Here is a 16,048-nt window from a genome sequence, read left to right as displayed (position 1 = left end):
GCGTCCCGACCCCCCATGTGATGTCGTGCACGAATGTGTCGCCCGGCCTTCCTAGAATGTCTGCCCCATCCCCAAGGCATTCATGACACAGGGCTCCATCCGGATTCGCGGTGCACGTCAGCACAACCTCCAGAACCTCGATCTCGACATCCGCACCGGCGAGATGACCGTGGTCACCGGCCCGAGCGGCTCGGGCAAGTCCAGCCTGGTGTTCGACACGCTCTACGCCGAAGGCCAGCGGCGCTATGTCGAGACCTTCTCGGCCTATGCGCGGCAGTTCCTCGACCGCATGGACAAGCCGGCCGTCGACAAGGTCGAAGGCGTGCCGCCGGCCATCGCGATCGACCAGACCAATCCGGTGCGTTCGTCGCGCTCGACCGTCGGCACGATGACCGAGCTCAACGACCACCTCAAGCTGCTGTTCGCGCGCGCGGCACAGCTGTTCGACCGCGAGACGGCGCTGCCGGTGCGGCACGATTCGCCGGACTCGATCTATGCCGAGCTCGCGATGCGCGCGTCCGCTGCCGGCGATCCGCGCGTGGTGGTCACGTTTCCCGTGGAGCTGCCGGCCAGCACCACGGCCGACGAGGTCACGCAATGGCTGTCGGCCAGCGGCTTCACGCGCGTGCAGGCCGAGCGCGAGATCGCGACGCCGACCGGGCCGCGCAAGGTGCTCGACGTGGTGGCCGATCGCTTCCGCATCGCCGGCGCCGAACGCGCGCGCGTGGTCGAGGCGATCGAGGTCGCGCTCAAGCGCGGCAGCGGGCGGCTCACCGTGTATGCCTTGCCGGCTGACGAAAGCGCATCATCCGAGATCTGGAAATTCTCCACGGGCCTTCATTGCCCCGAGAGCGACATCCGCTACGCCGACCCGATCCCGTCGATGTTCTCCTTCAACTCCGCGGTCGGCGCCTGCGAGACCTGCCGCGGCTTCGGCCGCGTGATCGGCGTCGACCTCGGCCTCGTGATTCCCAACGACAAGCTCACGCTGCGCGCCGGCGCCATCAAGACCATCCAGACGCCCGCCTGGAAAGAGGCGCAGGACGACCTGATGCGCCACGCCGAAACGGCCGGCATCCCCCGCGACACGCCCTGGAACAAGCTCACGCCCGAGCAGCAGGCCTGGGTGATCGAGGGCTCGCCCAACTGGAAGGGCAAGTGGAACCAGCAGTGGTATGGCGTGCGCCGCTTCTTCGGCTACCTGGAGAGCAAGGCCTACAAGATGCACATCCGCGTGCTCTTGTCCAAGTACCGCAGCTACACGCCGTGCCCGACCTGCGCGGGTGCGCGGCTCAAGCTCGAGAGCCTCTTGTGGCGCATCGGCAGCAAGCGGGATGCCGATGCGGTGCTCGATCCGGGCAAGCGCTTCATGCCGGTGGGCGTGAAGTGGTCGCGCGAACAGCTGGAGGCGCTGCCGGGGCTGTGCCTGCACGATCTGATGATGTTGCCGATCGAGCGGCTGCGGCGCTTCTTCGATGGGTTCGGTATTTCTCCCTCCCCCTCCGGGGGAGGGCCGGGGTGGGGGCAGGCGCCCGCAGCGAGCGCAGCCGGCCCCCATCCCAGCCTTTCCCCGGAGGGGGAAGGCGCGAGGCATGGGGAGCAACAAGCGCTCAAGCTGCTGCACGAAGAGATCACGACGCGCCTGCGCTACCTCCACGACGTCGGTATCGGCTACCTCACGCTCGACCGCCAGAGCCGCACGCTGAGCGGCGGCGAGGTGCAGCGCATCAACCTCACGACCGCGCTCGGCACCTCGCTGGTCAACACGCTGTTCGTGCTCGACGAGCCCAGCATCGGCCTGCATCCGCGCGACATGAACCGCATCACCGAGGCCATGCTGCGCCTGCGCGACGCAGGCAACACGCTGGTGGTGGTCGAGCATGACCCGGCCGTGATGCTGGCCGCCGACCGCGTGATCGACATGGGCCCGGGGCCCGGCGTGCGCGGCGGGCAGATCGTGTTCGACGGCAGCACCGATGCGCTGCGCGATGCCGACACGCTGACCGGCCAGTACCTCGGCGGACGCAAGCAGATCGGCATGGGCTTTCGCCGCATGGTCACCGACAACACGCCGCGGCTGATCCTCGAAGGCGTGCGCGAGCACAACCTGCAGAACGCGACCGTGGAGCTGCCGCTCGCGCGCCTGGTCTGCATCACCGGCGTCAGCGGTTCGGGCAAGTCGACCCTGATCCAGGATGTGCTGGCGCCCGCGCTGATGCGCCATTTCGGCAAGGCCACCGAAACGCCGGGCGCGCACGACCGGCTGCTCGGTGCCGATCTGCTGAGCGATGTGGTCTTCGTCGACCAGTCGCCGATCGGCAAGACCGCGCGTTCCAATCCCGCGAGCTACGTCGGCGCCTGGGATGCGATCCGCGAGATCTTCGCGACCGCTGCGCTCTCGCGCCAGCGCGGCTACACGGCCTCGAAGTTCAGCTTCAACAGCGGCGACGGCCGCTGCCCGACCTGCGGCGGCTCGGGCTTCGAGCACGTCGAGATGCAGTTCCTGTCCGACGTCTACCTGCGCTGCCCCGACTGCGACGGCAAGCGCTACCGGCCCGAGATCCTCGAGGTCACGATCGAGCGCGCATCGCGCAGCTTCAACGTCGCCGACGTGCTCGACCTCACGGTGGCCGAGGCCGCCGCGGTGTTCGAGATGGACCGCGAGGTGCTGCGCGTGCTGCAGCCGATCGTCGATGTCGGGCTCGACTACGTCAAACTCGGCCAGCCCGTGCCCACGCTCAGCGGCGGCGAGGCGCAGCGGCTCAAGCTCGCGGGCTTCCTCGCCGAGGCGGCGAAGAACGGCAGCTCGAGCCGGCAGCCGCTGGCGCGCAAGGGCACGCTGTTCCTGTTCGACGAGCCGACCACCGGCCTGCACTTCGACGACATCGCGCGGCTGATGCGCGCGCTGCGCAAGCTGCTCGATGCCGGGCATTCGCTGGTCGTGATCGAGCACAACCTCGACGTCATCCGCGCCAGCGACTGGGTGGTCGACCTCGGCCCCGAAGGCGGCGAGGGCGGCGGCCGGGTGGTGGCGGTCGGCACGCCCGAGCAGGTGCGCGAGAACCGCGCCTCGCTCACCGGTGCGGCGCTGGCCGACTACGAACTGGCCGTTGGCCCCGGCGCCTACAAGGTGGCGGAACGCGCGGCGCGTTCGTATGCCGCGCGCGTGCAGCCGGCGGTCGGGCGCGATGCGATCCAGATCGTCAACGCGCGCGAGCACAACCTCAAGAACCTCACGGTCGACATCCCGCGCGGCAAGTTCAGCGTGGTGACCGGCGTCAGCGGCTCGGGCAAATCGACGCTGGCCTTCGACATCCTGTTCAACGAAGGCCAACGCCGCTATCTCGAATCGTTGAACGCCTATGCGCGCAGCATCGTGCAGCCCGCGGGCCGGCCCGAGGTCGATGCGGTCTACGGCATTCCGCCGACCGTCGCGATCGAGCAGCGCCTGTCGCGCGGCGGGCGCAAGAGCACCGTGGGCACCACCACCGAGGTCTGGCATTTCCTGCGGCTCCTCTACGTCAAGCTCGGCATCCAGCACTGCATTCACGATGGCGCCGCGGTGCAACCACAGACGCCCGACAGCATCGCGGCGCAGCTCATGAAGAACTTCAAGGGCCAGCACATCGGCCTGCTCGCGCCGCTGGTGAGCAACCGCAAGGGCGTCTATACCGAGCTGGCCGACTGGGCGCGGCCGCGCGGCTACACGCACCTGCGGGTCGACGGCGAATTCCTGCCGACCACCGGCTTTCCGCGCATCGACCGCTTCAAGGAACACAGCATCGAGTTGCCGGTCGCGAGCCTCGACGTGCTGCCGTCCGAAGAGACGACCTTGCGCCAGGCGCTGACCAAGGCGCTCGAACACGGCAAGGGCGTGGTGCATGTGATGAGCGATCTCACCGGCCTGCGCGGCGCGATGATGGCCGGCGCGCCGACGCTCGGCATCGGCCGCGCGCATGTGTTCTCGACGCTGCGCGCCTGCCCGGTCTGCAGCACCAGCTATGCGCAGCTCGACCCGCGCCTCTTCTCGTACAACAGCAAGCACGGCTGGTGCCCGGATTGCGTGGGCACCGGCGTCAAGCTCACGAAGGAGCAGCGCAAGGTGTTCGACGACTCGGTGCTCGGCGACGACAACCGCGGCCGCGAGCAGACCTTCGCGGAGCCCGAGGTCGAGGATGTCGCTGACGCGATGTGCCCGACCTGCGAAGGCACGCGGCTCAACGCCACGGCGCGGGCCGTGATGTTCGGCGGCGGCGGTGTCGCGGGCGAAGCCTGGGGCGAAGGCGGCATCGGCATCACGCAGCTCGCGCGCATGAGCGTCACCGACATCCGCATCTGGTTCGAGCAGATCGCGCTGACCGGCCGCCAGGGCGAGATCGCGCGCGACCTCGTGCCCGAGATCAAGAGCCGGCTCGAATTCCTCGAAGAGGTCGGCCTCGGCTATCTCACGCTCGACCGCGGCGCGCCGACCTTGAGCGGTGGCGAGGCGCAGCGCATCCGGCTCGCGGCGCAGCTCGGCAGCAACCTGCAGGGCGTGTGCTACGTGCTCGACGAGCCGACCATCGGCCTGCACGCGCGCGACAACCAGATCCTGCTCGACGCGCTGCACAAGCTCGGCGACAAGGGCAACACGCTGGTGGTGGTGGAGCACGACGAGGACACCATCCGCCGCGCCGACCATGTGATCGACATCGGCCCCAGCGCCGGCAAGCGCGGCGGCCGGCTGGTGGCCGAGGGCAGCGTCGCCGACATCGAACGTGCCGCCGATTCGCAGACCGGCCGCTACCTGCGCGATGCGATGAAGCATCCGCTGCAGGCACGGCGCCCGGTGCCGCTGCCCGAGCCCGGATCGCCGGACTGGCTCACGGTGCGCGGCGCCGACCTGCACAACCTGCAGGACGTCACGGTGCCGCTGCCGCTGCATCGGCTGGTCGCGGTCACCGGCGTCAGCGGCTCGGGCAAGTCGACGCTCGCGCGCGACGTGCTGCTCGCCAACGTCTACGCGATCGTCGTGCAGCGCATGACCAAGGCCGGCCGCGATGCCGATGCCGCCGGCAAGCGGCCGAAGTGGGTCGGGTGCAGCGGCGTCGACGGCTACGAGACCATCGACCGCGTGCTCGAAGTCGACCAGACGCCGATCGGCAAGACCCCGCGCAGCTGCCCGGCCACCTACATCGGCTTCTGGGACACCATCCGCAAGCTGTTCGCCGACACGCTGGAGGCGAAGGCGCGCGGCTACGGCCCGGCGCGCTTCAGCTTCAACACCGGCGAGGGCCGCTGCCCCGGCTGCGACGGCGCCGGCGTGCGCACCATCGAGATGAGCTTCCTGCCCGACGTCAAGGTGCCGTGCGAGGTCTGCCACGGCGCGCGCTTCAATCCCGAGACGCTGGCCGTCAGCTGGCGCGGCAAGAGCATCGGCGACGTGCTGCAGATGGAGGTCGACGAGGCGGTCGAGTTCTTCGCCGCCATGCCCCACATCAGCCATCCGCTGCAGTTGCTCAAGGACGTGGGCCTGGGCTACCTCACGCTCGGCCAGCCCTCGCCGACGCTGAGCGGCGGCGAGGCGCAGCGCATCAAGCTCGTGACCGAACTCAGCAAGGTGCGCGACGACGTCACGCGGCGCGGCAACAAGGCGCCGCACACGCTCTACGTGCTCGACGAGCCGACGGTCGGGCTGCACATGGCCGACGTCGAGAAGCTGATCCACGTGCTGCACCGGCTGGTCAACGGCGGCCACAGCGTGGTCGTGATCGAGCACGACCTCGACGTCATCGCCGAAGCCGACTGGCTGATCGATCTCGGGCCCGAAGGCGGCAACGGCGGCGGGCGCGTGGTCGCCGCGGCGCCGCCCGAGGAAGTGGTGCGCCTCGGCACGCACACGGGCGTGGCGCTGGCACCGGTGCTGGCGCGTTCCGCCGCGCAGGTGCTGCGCATGCCGCCCGCGCGCGAGGCGACGCTGGTGCCGGAGCCTGTCCGGCGGGAAGCCTGATGCGCAGCATCTACAACGACCGGCACGCGCTGCACCACGGCAAGGTGGAGATGTTCCGTGGCGAGCTGATGCCGTGCTTCGAGATCCCGGCGCGGGTCGATCATGTGCTGCGCGAACTCAAGGCGCGCGGGCTCGGACCGATCGATGCGCCGGCCGCGTTCGACGATGCGGCCATCGCGCGCGTGCATGCGCCGCGCTATATCGATTTCCTGGCGAAGGCCTGGGACGAATGGGTCGCGCTGGATCCGGCGAATGCCGGGCGCGATGCGCTGCCCTCGTACTGGCCGATCCGCACTTTCCGTTCGGACGTGCTGCCCGCAAGCTTTGCGGCGCGGCTCGGCCTGTTCTCGTACGACGCGGGATCGCCGCTGACTGCGGGCACGTGGACCGCGGCACGCGCCGGCGCCGATTGCGCGCTGACCGCCGTGCGGCACGTGCTCGCGGGCGAACGCGCGGCCTTCGCGCTCACGCGGCCGCCGGGCCATCACGCAGGCGTCGACTTCTTCGGCGGCTACTGCTTCCTCAACAACGCGGCCATTGCGGCCCAGGCGCTGCGCGATGCCGGCGTCGAACGCGTCGCGGTGCTCGACATCGACTACCACCACGGCAACGGCACGCAGGCCATCTTCTACGAGCGCGCCGACGTGCAGTTCACCAGCCTGCACGGCGATCCGCACACCGAGTACCCGTACTACCTCGGCTATGCCGACGAGCGCGGCGCCGGTGCGGGTGCAGGCTTCAACCGCAACCTGCCGCTGGCGCGCGGCACGGGCTTCGCTGCATGGCGCGAGGCGCTCGCGAGCGCGCTGCGCGGCATCGCGGATTTCCGGCCCGGCGCGCTGGTGGTGTCGCTCGGGCTCGATACCTTCGAAGGCGACCCGATCGCCGGCTTCACACTCGCGACGCCGGACTACCTGCACATCGGCGAAGACCTCGCGCGCGCCGGGCTGCCTACCGTCTTCGTGTTCGAGGGCGGCTATGCGGTGGCCGAGGTCGGCACCAATGCGGTCAATGTGCTGGACGGGTTCATGCAGCACGCGGGCTGAGCCGGTCGGCGCCGAAGGGCGTGCGCATCATCGAAACAACCGATCCCTTGCTGCCTCGGCAGCGAGGCAGGCCTGGGCCGCCCGGCCCAGTTGACTTCCTGCAATAAAACGGTAGCATTGGTTGAAGTTCAATACTTTGTATTGCAATGCAATATATCAAGCCATGCAACTTCTACCCGCTTCACCCCTTGTCGGAACCGACGTGGTCGACATCGACCTGCGCCAGCCTCTCGTGCAGTCGCAACGCGACGCCCTGATCCAGGCGCTGGGCGCGACCGGTGTCCTGTTCTTCAGGGACCAGACGCTGACGCCCGAGCAGCACGTGGCTTTCGCACAGCAGATCGGGTCGATCGACATCAACCGGTTCTTCACGCCCGTCCCCGGCCATCCGATGATTGCGGAGGTCCGCAAGGAGCCGGATCAGAAGTCCAACATCGGCGGCGGCTGGCACACCGACCACAGCTACGACACGGCGCCGGCGCTCGGTTCCATCCTCTATGCACGCGAAGTGCCGCGCGTCGGCGGCGACACGATCTTCGCGAGCATGTATGCGGCCTACGACGCGTTGTCCGACGGACTCAAGAAGACGCTCGAAGGCCTCGATGCGCTGCACTCGAGCAAGCATGTCTTCGGCGCCGGCCGCACGCGCGACTGGGGCGATCTGCAGGGCCGGTTGCAGAACATGGGTGCGGCCACGCAGGACGCGGTCCACCCCGTGGTGGTGGCGCATCCGATCAGCGGCCGCAAGCTGCTCTACGTCAATCCCGATTTCACCGTGAAGATCGACGGCTGGAGCATCGCCGAATCCAACGCCTTGCTCGACCATCTCTATCAACATGCGGCGCGGCCCGAGTTCCAGTACCGGTTCCACTGGACCGATGGCGCCATTGCCTTCTGGGACAACCGGGCGACCTGGCACTACGCGCTCAACGACTACCAGGGTGAACGGCGGCTGATGCATCGCATCACCATCGCCGGCGTGCCGCTGCGGCGCGACGCAGTCTCCGCGGCCGCGCCGGTTTCCGCCGTGACCGGCTGACTGCGCTTCGCCACCTTTTCGAGCCTTCGCCTTCGCGTTTTCCAAACCCCAAGGAGTCTTCCATGAGCCACTTCGATCGGCGCGGCTTCCTCGTCGCCGCAGCCTGCGCCGCCACGCCGCTGATATCGGGCAGGGCCTTCGCCCAGCAGAAAAAGCTGACCGTCGTCTCCTGGGGAGGTGCCTACCAGGCAGGCCAGAGCAAGCAGGTGTGGCAACCCGCTGCCGCCAGGCTCGGCGTGCATCTCGTCGAGGAAACCTACAACGGCCTCGCCGACCTTCGGCTGCGCGTGCGCTCGGGCGCATCCACCTGGGACGTGGTGAGCATCGGAGCCGGCGGTGCGGCGCGCGCCAGCGCCGAGGACATTCTCGAAGCGCTCGACTACAAGGCCATCGACACTTCGAGCTTCGTCAAGGGCTATGCCGAGAAGCAATGGGTCGGCGGCGATCTCTATTCGACGGCCATCACCTGGAACAGCAAGAAGTACGGCGCGTCGGCACCGCAGACCTGGGCCGACTTCTGGGACGTCAAGCGCTTCCCGGGCGCGCGCGCCTATCGCAACCAGGCGCTGGGCCACCTCGAACCGGCCCTGATGGCCGACGGCGTACCGATGGACAAGGTCTACACCGAACTCTCGACCGACGCCGGCCTCAAGCACGCGGTCGACAAGGTGGCCGCGCTCAAGCCGAACATCGCGGCCTTCTGGGCTTCCGGCGCGCAGCAGACGCAACTGCTCAAGGACGGCACGGTCGACATGGCCTCCGCATGGAGCGGGCAGATCGCGGCACTCGCCAAGGCCGGCCTGCCGATCGCATGGACTTACAACCAGGCCATGCTCGATGCCGATGTCTATGTCGTGCCCAAGGGCGCAGCGAACCGCGAACTCGCGATGCAATTCCTGGCCGAGATCGCCAAGCCCGAATACCAGGCCGCCTTCTCCAATGCCATGCCATACGGCGCGGTCAACAGCAAGGCCTACGACGGCAAACTCATCTCGGCCGAACTGGCCCAGACGCTGCCCTCCGCGCCGGCCAACCTGTCGCGGCAACTGCGCCTCGATCCGGTCTGGTGGCGCGAAAACCAGGCGCGGGCCGAGAAGCTCTATCAGGAAATGATCAGCAAGTGAATGCGATCCGTGCGATGAGCTTCGGCGGCGCTGCCGCAGCGCCACAGCCCGGTGGGCTGGCAGCCGGGCAGGCGCAGCCGCTCGGACTCGACCTGTCGGTGATCGGCAAGCGTTACGGCGACTTCGTTGCACTCGACGACGTCTCGCTGCGGGTGAAGCCCGGCGAGTTCCTGACGCTGCTCGGTCCTTCCGGTTCGGGCAAGACCACGCTGCTGATGACCATTGCGGGCTTCGTGCGGCCCGAAGCCGGCTCGGTCAGGCTTGGCGACCAGGAGATGGTCCGGCTGCCGCCGCACGAGCGCGGCATCGGCATGATGTTCCAGAACTACGCGCTGTTCCCGCACATGGACGTGGCGCAGAACATCGCCTATCCGCTCAGGCTGCGCAAGGTCGGTGCCGCGGAATCCGCGCGCATGGTGGCCGAGGCCTTGTCGCTGGTCCAGCTCGAAGGCTTCGATCGGCGGCGCATCGACGCGCTGTCGGGCGGGCAGAAGCAACGCGTTGCCCTGGCCCGCGCGACCGTGTTCCGGCCGCGCCTGCTGCTCATGGACGAGCCCTTGTCCGCGCTCGACAAGAAGCTGCGCGAGCAGATGCAGATCGAACTGCGGCGCCTTCACGAGACGCTGCGGATGACGACCATCTGCGTGACACACGACCAGCGCGAGGCGCTCACGATGTCCGATCGCGTCGCTGTGATGCGCGCGGGGCGGCTGGTGCAGATCGGCACGCCCGACGAACTCTACGAACGGCCGGCGGATGCATTCGTCGCCGATTTCATCGGCGAGTCCGTCCTGCTGCCGATTCACGTGGCGGCCGGCCGTGCGCTTTTCGGCGATACCGAGCTCCGCCTGCGCGAACGGCTGCAGGACGGTCCTCATGTGCTGGTGGTGCGACCCGAGCGGCTCGCGCTCGGTACTTCTTCGTGCGCGAGCGATCCGGCGCTCAACGTGTTCCATGGTCTGGTCGCCAGCCGGATCTACGAAGGCGAAAGCGCGCTGCTGCACGTGGACATCGGCGAAGGGCGGCAACTTCGTTTGCGCCGGTTGCTCGGCGCCGGCTCGCAGCAACCATTGCCCGCACGCGGAGAAGCGGTGACGCTGACCCTGCATCGCAACGACACCATTGTGGTGCCCGGCCCATGAGCCGCTCGGCCGTTCCGAAGGTACTCCAATGAACCAGGGTGTGCTCGCGACGCGGTCGATCGTCGGCAGGCGTCCGCTCGAAGCGGCGCTGCGCCAGGACGCGCGCAGGGAAGGGCTGGCCATGTTCGGACTGATCGCGCCTGCGCTGGCGCTGATCGGACTCGTCGCACTGGTGCCGGTCTGCATGCTGGTGGTGCTCTCATTCCTCGACGAGGCCGGATCGCCGACCTTGCAGAACTATCTGCGGCTGCTCGACGGCCAGGCCTATGCGCGGGTGTTCGCGACCACCTTTCGCGTCTCGCTCGCCACGACCGCGATCTGCGCCGTCCTTGCGGTACCGGTCGCCTACCTCTTCAGCCGGTTGCGCGAACGAATCGCCAATCTCCTGATGATCGCCGTGCTGGTGCCGCTCTGGACATCGGTCCTGGTCCGCACCTACGCGTGGATGGTGATCCTGCAGCGCAATGGACTCGTGAACCAGGCCGGCATGGCGCTGGGCTGGTGGTCCGAGCCGCTGGCACTCACACTCAACGAGATCGGCGTGCTTGTGGGCACGGTGCAGATCATGCTGCCCTACATGATCCTTCCGATCTACGGTGCGATGCGCAAGGTCGATCCGGCAGTCGTCCGCGCGGCTGCGAGCCTCGGCGCCACGCCGCTGCGTGCCTTTGCTACGGTATTCCTGCCGCTGTCGCTGCCGGGCATCATGGCCGGCTGCCTCGTGACCTTCGTGCTCTGCCTGGGCTTCTACGTGGTGCCCGAAATCCTCGGCGGCGGCAAGGTCGTGATGATGGCCATCCAGGCGGCCAAGGATGTGCAGATGTTCTTCAACTGGGGCGCCGCGGCCGCGCTCGGCGTGGTGCTCTTGGTGATGACGGTGGCGTTGATGGCGTTGGCGCATCGCTTCGTGCCGCGCCGCCTGGGTGGGGAAAGCGAATGAGCGCCGCGCCGGGCCGTCCCGAGCAAGCTCGCACCGCAGCCCGTAGGGCGGAGGTTGCCTGATGAGTGCATCGCGTCCTTCGCTGTGGGTGCTGACGGTGCTGGTGCTGTGCTTTCTGGTTGCGCCGAGCCTGATCATCGTGCCGATGTCCTTCTCGGCCGGCGACTACCTCCAGTTTCCGCCGCAGGGCCTTTCGCTGCGCTGGCATGCCGAAGTCGCGCAATCGCCGGCCTGGCGCGATGCGCTGTGGGTGTCGGTGCGCGTGGCCGTCGCCAATACCGCCGTGTCGCTGGCGCTCGGCATCGCTGCGGCCTACGGCCTGATCCACTGGCGCTCGCGCTGGCGTGAACTGGTGTTCGGGTTGCTGCTCACGCCAATGATCTTTCCGGTCATTCTGCTGGCGATCGGCAGCTTCTACATCTACGCCAAGCTCGGCCTGCTCGATTCGATCACGGGCCTCGTGCTCGCGCATTCCGCGCTCGCCTTGCCGGTCGTGCTGGTCATGCTCACGGCCGCGCTGTCGAACGTCGACTTCAACCAGGAGAAGGCGGCGCGGGTGCTGGGCGCCAGCAGGTTGCAGGCCTTCATGCACATCACGCTGCCGCAGATCCGCTTCGCGCTCGCTTCTGCCGGCCTGTTCGCGTTTCTCACGTCCTTCGACGAGGTGGTGGTGACGCTCTTCATCTCCGGCGGCGATGCAACCACGCTCACCAAGAAGATGTTCACCGCGCTGCGCGATGTCATCGATCCGACGGTCGCGGCCATCTCGACATGGGTGCTGCTGTTCACCTGCATCGCGCTGGTGGCGGCGCAGCTGCTTCCGCAGCGCGGCAGCCGTGCCGGCGCGCCCAAGGCTGCTCAGCCGGAGACGGAATGAGCCGTCGCCACGACCAGCGAATGGAAAGCCGCCTCGGCATCGTCCGGCGTGTACATCGCCCGCGTGACGCTGACATTGATGGCGCCGACCGGACGTTGTGCCGCATCCAGCACCGGCGCCGCGATCGACAGATCGCCCGGATAGAACTCTTCCCATGCCGTCGCGTAGCCCATCCTGGCCGCGCGATCGAGCTTGCGTTCGAGCGCACCAAGCTCGCGCGTGGTATTGGCCGTGAACGCGCGGCGGTCGGAGCGGCGCAGCAGGCTCATCGCTTCCGCGCGCGGCAGCCGGGAGAGCATCGCGATCCCCGGCGCGGTGCAGAACACCGGCAGGCGCGTGCCGACGACGACGTCGGTATTCAGCACATGCTGGCTCGGGAATCGCGCCGCGAACACGATGTCGAGATCGTCCCGCAGCGTGAGGTTCACCGTTTCACGCGTACTGTTGCTGAGCTGCTGAAGATAAGGCGTCGCGCGGCTCACGAGCGGGTGCGTCTGGATGTACTGGCTGCCGAGCGTCAAGGTGCGTGCCGTCAGTTCGAAGCGCTTGGTCTGCGGGTCCTTGGCCAGATAGCCGGCCAGCATCAGCGTGTGCGTGAAGCGCTGGGCGGCGCTTTTGCCCATGTCGTCGATCGCGGCGATCTGGGCCAGGCCGAGCGATCGGTTCGAGGCATCGAACGCATGCAGCACGGCAAAGGCTTTCAACACCGACTGCACCAGCAGCGGATCGGCACGTTCGCGGTCTTGCGCGGCGTCGGGTGGTTTCTTCACGCTCGTTTCCTACGTTGTTCCTGAGCCGGCGCATGAAGGTGGGCTTTGCGTCGCGGTATTGGGATACGTTATTTTAAATTGGATATCAATAAATTGACTCGACATGACATCGCCGCCGGCGAGACGCTCCTGCATTGGCTGCGTCGCCGCGTGGCAGAGAAGCCGGACGCGATCTATCTGAGCCACGAGGGACGCGACCACAGCTTCGCGCAGATCGCGCGCGCTGCCGAATCGATCGCGGCCCATCTGCACGAGGTCGAGGTCCGGCCGGGCGATCGCGTGGCCGCGATGCTGCACAACGATCCCGTGAGCATCGCCGCGCTGCTCGGCATCGCGATGTGCGGCGCTGTGTGGGTGCCGGTCAACGTGCTTCAGCGCGGCGACGGACTGCGCTACCAACTCGAACATTGCGCGCCGCGCGCGCTGCTCGCGGAACCGGAGCTGATCGACGTGATTCGCGAGAGCGGCGCGTCGCTTTCCGATGCGACGTTGATCGCCAGGACGCCATGCGCGGACACCGGCGCAGTCCATGCCCTCTGTCTGTCGCAGATGTTCGAAAGCGACCGCGGCTTCGACGTCGTGTTGCCGTCGCCGCAGGATCTGTTCGCCATCAGCTACACGTCGGGCACGACCGGGCGACCCAAGGGCGTGCTTGTCACCTACAGGATGCTCGAGCTCTCGGCGACTGGCGCGCTCCTGACCTCGCAGGCACAGGACGGCGACGTGTTCTTCGTGTGGGAGCCGCTCTATCACATCGGCGGCGCGCAGCTCGTGGCGGTTCCGCTCCTGCGCGACATCCGGCTGACCATGGTGCCGCGCTTCAGTGCCAGCCGCTTCTGGCAGCAGGTCGAGTTGAGTGGCGCGACGCACATCCACTACCTCGGCGGCATTCCGCAGATGCTGCTCAACACCGCGCCGTCCGCGCACGAACGCAGTCATCGCGTCCGCGTCGCGTGGGGCGCGGGGCTGCCGGCCAAGGACTGGGCACCCTTCGAACAGCGCTTCGGTCTGCGCCTGAACGAGTGCTACGGCATGACCGAGGCGTCGAGCTTCACGACCTGCAACCTCGATCGCACGCCCGGCGCGGTCGGGCTGCCCGTGCCGTGGCTGGATTTCCGCATCTGCAATGCACAAGGGCAGGCGCTTGCTGCCGGCGAGCCTGGCGAGATCGTGGTGTCCGAGCGCGCCGCCGGTGCGCTGTTCGCCGGCTACTACCGCAACCCCGAGGCCACGGCTAAGGCGCTGCGCCATGGCGAGCTCTGGACCGGCGACCTCGGCAAGACCGACGCCGAAGGCCGGCTCTATTTCCTCGGCCGCACGGTCGACAGCCTGCGCGTGCGCGGCGAGAACGTTTCGGCTTGGGAGATCGAACACGTCGTCAAGGGCCACCCGGCCATCGAGGACGCGGCCGTCATCGGCGTGAGCGCCGAGATCGGCGAGCAGGAAGCCAAGCTCTTCGTCCAGCGCAAGCCGGGCGCGAACCTCGACGCCGGCGAACTCTCGGCCTGGCTGCGGCCGCGCCTCGGCAAGCATCAGTTTCCGCGCTACATCGCCTTCGTCGACAGCTTCCAGTACACACCGAGCCAGCGGCTGATGAAGCATCTGCTGCCGCGCGATGTCGAAGGTTGCACCGACACGCGCGCCGCAACCAGCCAAGGCAGCGAGGCATTCCAATGACATCTCCCGATCTTCTTCGACTCTTCATCGCCGGTGAATGGACGCAAGCCAGCGACGGCGCGACGCTCGACGTTCACGATCCTGCGGACAGTCAATGTGTCGCACGTGTGGCTTGCGCGACGCGATCGGACGTTGAGCGCGCGGTGGCTTCGGCAGTGCGCGGCTTCGCGCGCTGGCAGGCCACGCCTGCGCGAGAGCGCTCGGCCATGCTCGACGCCGCGGCGGAACGCCTGCAGCAACGCGCCGACGACGTGGCGCGCCTCATCACGCGCGAGCAGGGCAAGCCGCTCGCCGAGGCGCATTCTGAAATCCGCGGGTCGATCGAAGTGATCCGATGGTTTGCCGAAGAAGGCCGGCGCGTCTACGGCCGCGTGATTGCGCCGCGTCACGCGCACACCGTGCAGATGGCAGTGCGCGAGCCGGTCGGTCCCGTCGCGGCCTTCACGCCCTGGAACTACCCCGTCTCGCAGGCGGTGCGCAAGGTGGCCGCTGCGCTGGCCGCCGGATGCTCGGTGATCCTCAAGGGCGCCGAGGAAGCGCCGTCCTCGGTCGTCGCGCTGGTCGAAGCATTCATCGACGCCGGCCTGCCGCCGGACGTGCTGAACCTGCTCTTCGGCCGGCCCGCCGACATCTCGGCGTTCCTGATTCCGCATCCGTCGATGCGCGCCGTGACCTTCACCGGATCGACCGCCGTCGGCAAGCAGCTGGCCGCGTTGGCCGGCGCGCACATGAAGCGCGTCACGATGGAACTCGGCGGCCATGCGCCGGCCATCGTCTGTGCGGATGCCGATGTCGACCATGCGGCGCGGATGCTTGCCGAGCACAAGTTCCACAACGCAGGCCAGAGCTGCATCGCGCCGACACGCATTCTCGTCGAGGCCGCCGTGTTCGATGCGTTCTGTGCGCGCTTCGTCGAAAAGACGAACTCGCTGCGCGTCGGCCGCGGAACGGACGAGGGCGTGACAATGGGCCCGCTCGCCAACGCACGCCGCGTGACGGCCATGCGGCGACTCACCGACGACGCCCTGTTGGTCGGCGCGCGCCTGCTGTGCGGCGGGGAGCAACTGCCGGGCACCGGTGCGTTCTGGCAGCCGACCGTGCTGGCGAATGTGCCGGCCGGCGCCGCGGCCATGAACGAAGAGCCCTTCGGTCCGCTCGCGCTGGTCAATCGATTCGACACGCTCGACGATGCCGTCGCCGAGGCCAATCGTCTGCCTTATGGACTTGCGGCCTATGCCTTCACGCGTTCGCAGCGCAAGGCTTCGGAGCTGGGCTCACGCATCGCGGCAGGCATGGTGACCATCAACGAGTACGGCCTCGCCTATGCCGAGGTGCCGTTCAACGGCATCAAGGATTCGGGCTTCGGATCCGAAGGCGGCACCGAGGCGCTCGAAAGTTTCCTGAATACCAAGTTCATCTCCCACCGACAGCTCTGAGAGGCCTA

General features: G+C 68.0%; 10 protein-coding genes. 9 read left to right on the top strand and 1 reads right to left on the bottom strand.

Translation table 11 applies throughout. The features are described from left to right. Positions 1-82 precede the first annotated feature (82 nt). From uvrA to WDLP6_RS23305, 7 genes are all read left to right on the top strand, one after another. The gene (gene uvrA / locus WDLP6_RS23335) at positions 83-5,989 is read left to right on the top strand and encodes an excinuclease ABC subunit UvrA (RefSeq protein ID WP_232077249.1); all 5,907 of its coding nucleotides are present in this window, start codon (positions 83-85) and stop codon (positions 5,987-5,989) included. Then, a complete protein-coding gene (locus WDLP6_RS23330) occupies positions 5,989-7,035 on the top strand; it encodes a histone deacetylase family protein (RefSeq protein WP_162594264.1) in 1,047 nt (348 codons plus the stop codon). The genes uvrA and WDLP6_RS23330 overlap by 1 nt, the downstream gene beginning before the upstream one ends. 163 nt (positions 7,036-7,198) lie before the next feature. Further along, positions 7,199-8,074, top strand: a complete 876-nt coding sequence (locus WDLP6_RS23325) for a TauD/TfdA dioxygenase family protein (protein ID WP_162594263.1) — start codon at positions 7,199-7,201, stop codon at positions 8,072-8,074. A 62-nt stretch (positions 8,075-8,136) separates the two neighbouring features. Continuing rightward, positions 8,137-9,198, top strand: a complete 1,062-nt coding sequence (locus WDLP6_RS23320; RefSeq protein ID WP_162594262.1) for an ABC transporter substrate-binding protein — start codon at positions 8,137-8,139, stop codon at positions 9,196-9,198. Further along, positions 9,195-10,340, top strand: a complete 1,146-nt coding sequence (locus tag WDLP6_RS23315; RefSeq protein ID WP_232077247.1) for an ABC transporter ATP-binding protein — start codon at positions 9,195-9,197, stop codon at positions 10,338-10,340. Before WDLP6_RS23320 ends, WDLP6_RS23315 begins: the two co-directional genes overlap by 4 nt. Positions 10,341-10,368: 28 nt before the next feature. After that, a complete protein-coding gene (locus tag WDLP6_RS23310; RefSeq protein ID WP_162594261.1) occupies positions 10,369-11,280 on the top strand; it encodes an ABC transporter permease in 912 nt (303 codons plus the stop codon). Positions 11,281-11,341: 61 nt separating this feature from the next. Further along, on the top strand, positions 11,342-12,157 hold the full coding sequence (locus WDLP6_RS23305; protein WP_162594260.1) for an ABC transporter permease: 816 nt from the start codon (positions 11,342-11,344) through the stop codon (positions 12,155-12,157). On the opposite strand, the gene WDLP6_RS23300 is transcribed toward WDLP6_RS23305, so the two are convergent. Further along, on the bottom strand, positions 12,139-12,927 hold the full coding sequence (locus WDLP6_RS23300) for an IclR family transcriptional regulator (protein ID WP_197910193.1): 789 nt from the start codon (positions 12,925-12,927) through the stop codon (positions 12,139-12,141). The two genes, WDLP6_RS23305 and WDLP6_RS23300, sit on opposite strands and share 19 nt — an antisense overlap. 93 nt (positions 12,928-13,020) lie before the next feature. Here WDLP6_RS23300 and WDLP6_RS23295 point away from each other — a divergent pair, with 93 nt between their 5' ends. Both WDLP6_RS23295 and WDLP6_RS23290 read left to right on the top strand, forming a co-directional pair. Further along, a complete protein-coding gene (locus WDLP6_RS23295) occupies positions 13,021-14,604 on the top strand; it encodes an AMP-binding protein (protein ID WP_197910192.1) in 1,584 nt (527 codons plus the stop codon). Further along, the gene (locus tag WDLP6_RS23290; protein WP_162594259.1) at positions 14,601-16,040 is read left to right on the top strand and encodes an NAD-dependent succinate-semialdehyde dehydrogenase; all 1,440 of its coding nucleotides are present in this window, start codon (positions 14,601-14,603) and stop codon (positions 16,038-16,040) included. The genes WDLP6_RS23295 and WDLP6_RS23290 overlap by 4 nt, the downstream gene beginning before the upstream one ends. The last annotated feature ends 8 nt before the right edge of the window (positions 16,041-16,048 follow it).

This window comes from Variovorax sp. PBL-E5 (genome assembly GCF_901827185.1).
GTDB lineage: Bacteria > Pseudomonadota > Gammaproteobacteria > Burkholderiales > Burkholderiaceae_C > Variovorax.
The sequence above is the reverse complement of the archived record's forward strand: the minus strand, read 5'-3'. Positions and strand labels throughout refer to the sequence as shown.

Bases quoted from the DNA above. Each gene is read 5' to 3' on its own strand.
- WDLP6_RS23290 (WP_162594259.1), top strand. From the start codon at position 14,601: ATGACATCTCCCGATCTTCTTCGACTCTTCATCGCCGGTGAATGGACG.
- uvrA (WP_232077249.1), top strand. From the start codon at position 83: ATGACACAGGGCTCCATCCGGATTCGCGGTGCACGTCAGCACAACCTC.
- WDLP6_RS23320 (WP_162594262.1), top strand. From the start codon at position 8,137: ATGAGCCACTTCGATCGGCGCGGCTTCCTCGTCGCCGCAGCCTGCGCC.
- WDLP6_RS23310 (WP_162594261.1), top strand. From the start codon at position 10,369: ATGAACCAGGGTGTGCTCGCGACGCGGTCGATCGTCGGCAGGCGTCCG.
- WDLP6_RS23305 (WP_162594260.1), top strand. From the start codon at position 11,342: ATGAGTGCATCGCGTCCTTCGCTGTGGGTGCTGACGGTGCTGGTGCTG.
- WDLP6_RS23325 (WP_162594263.1), top strand. From the start codon at position 7,199: ATGCAACTTCTACCCGCTTCACCCCTTGTCGGAACCGACGTGGTCGAC.
- WDLP6_RS23330 (WP_162594264.1), top strand. From the start codon at position 5,989: ATGCGCAGCATCTACAACGACCGGCACGCGCTGCACCACGGCAAGGTG.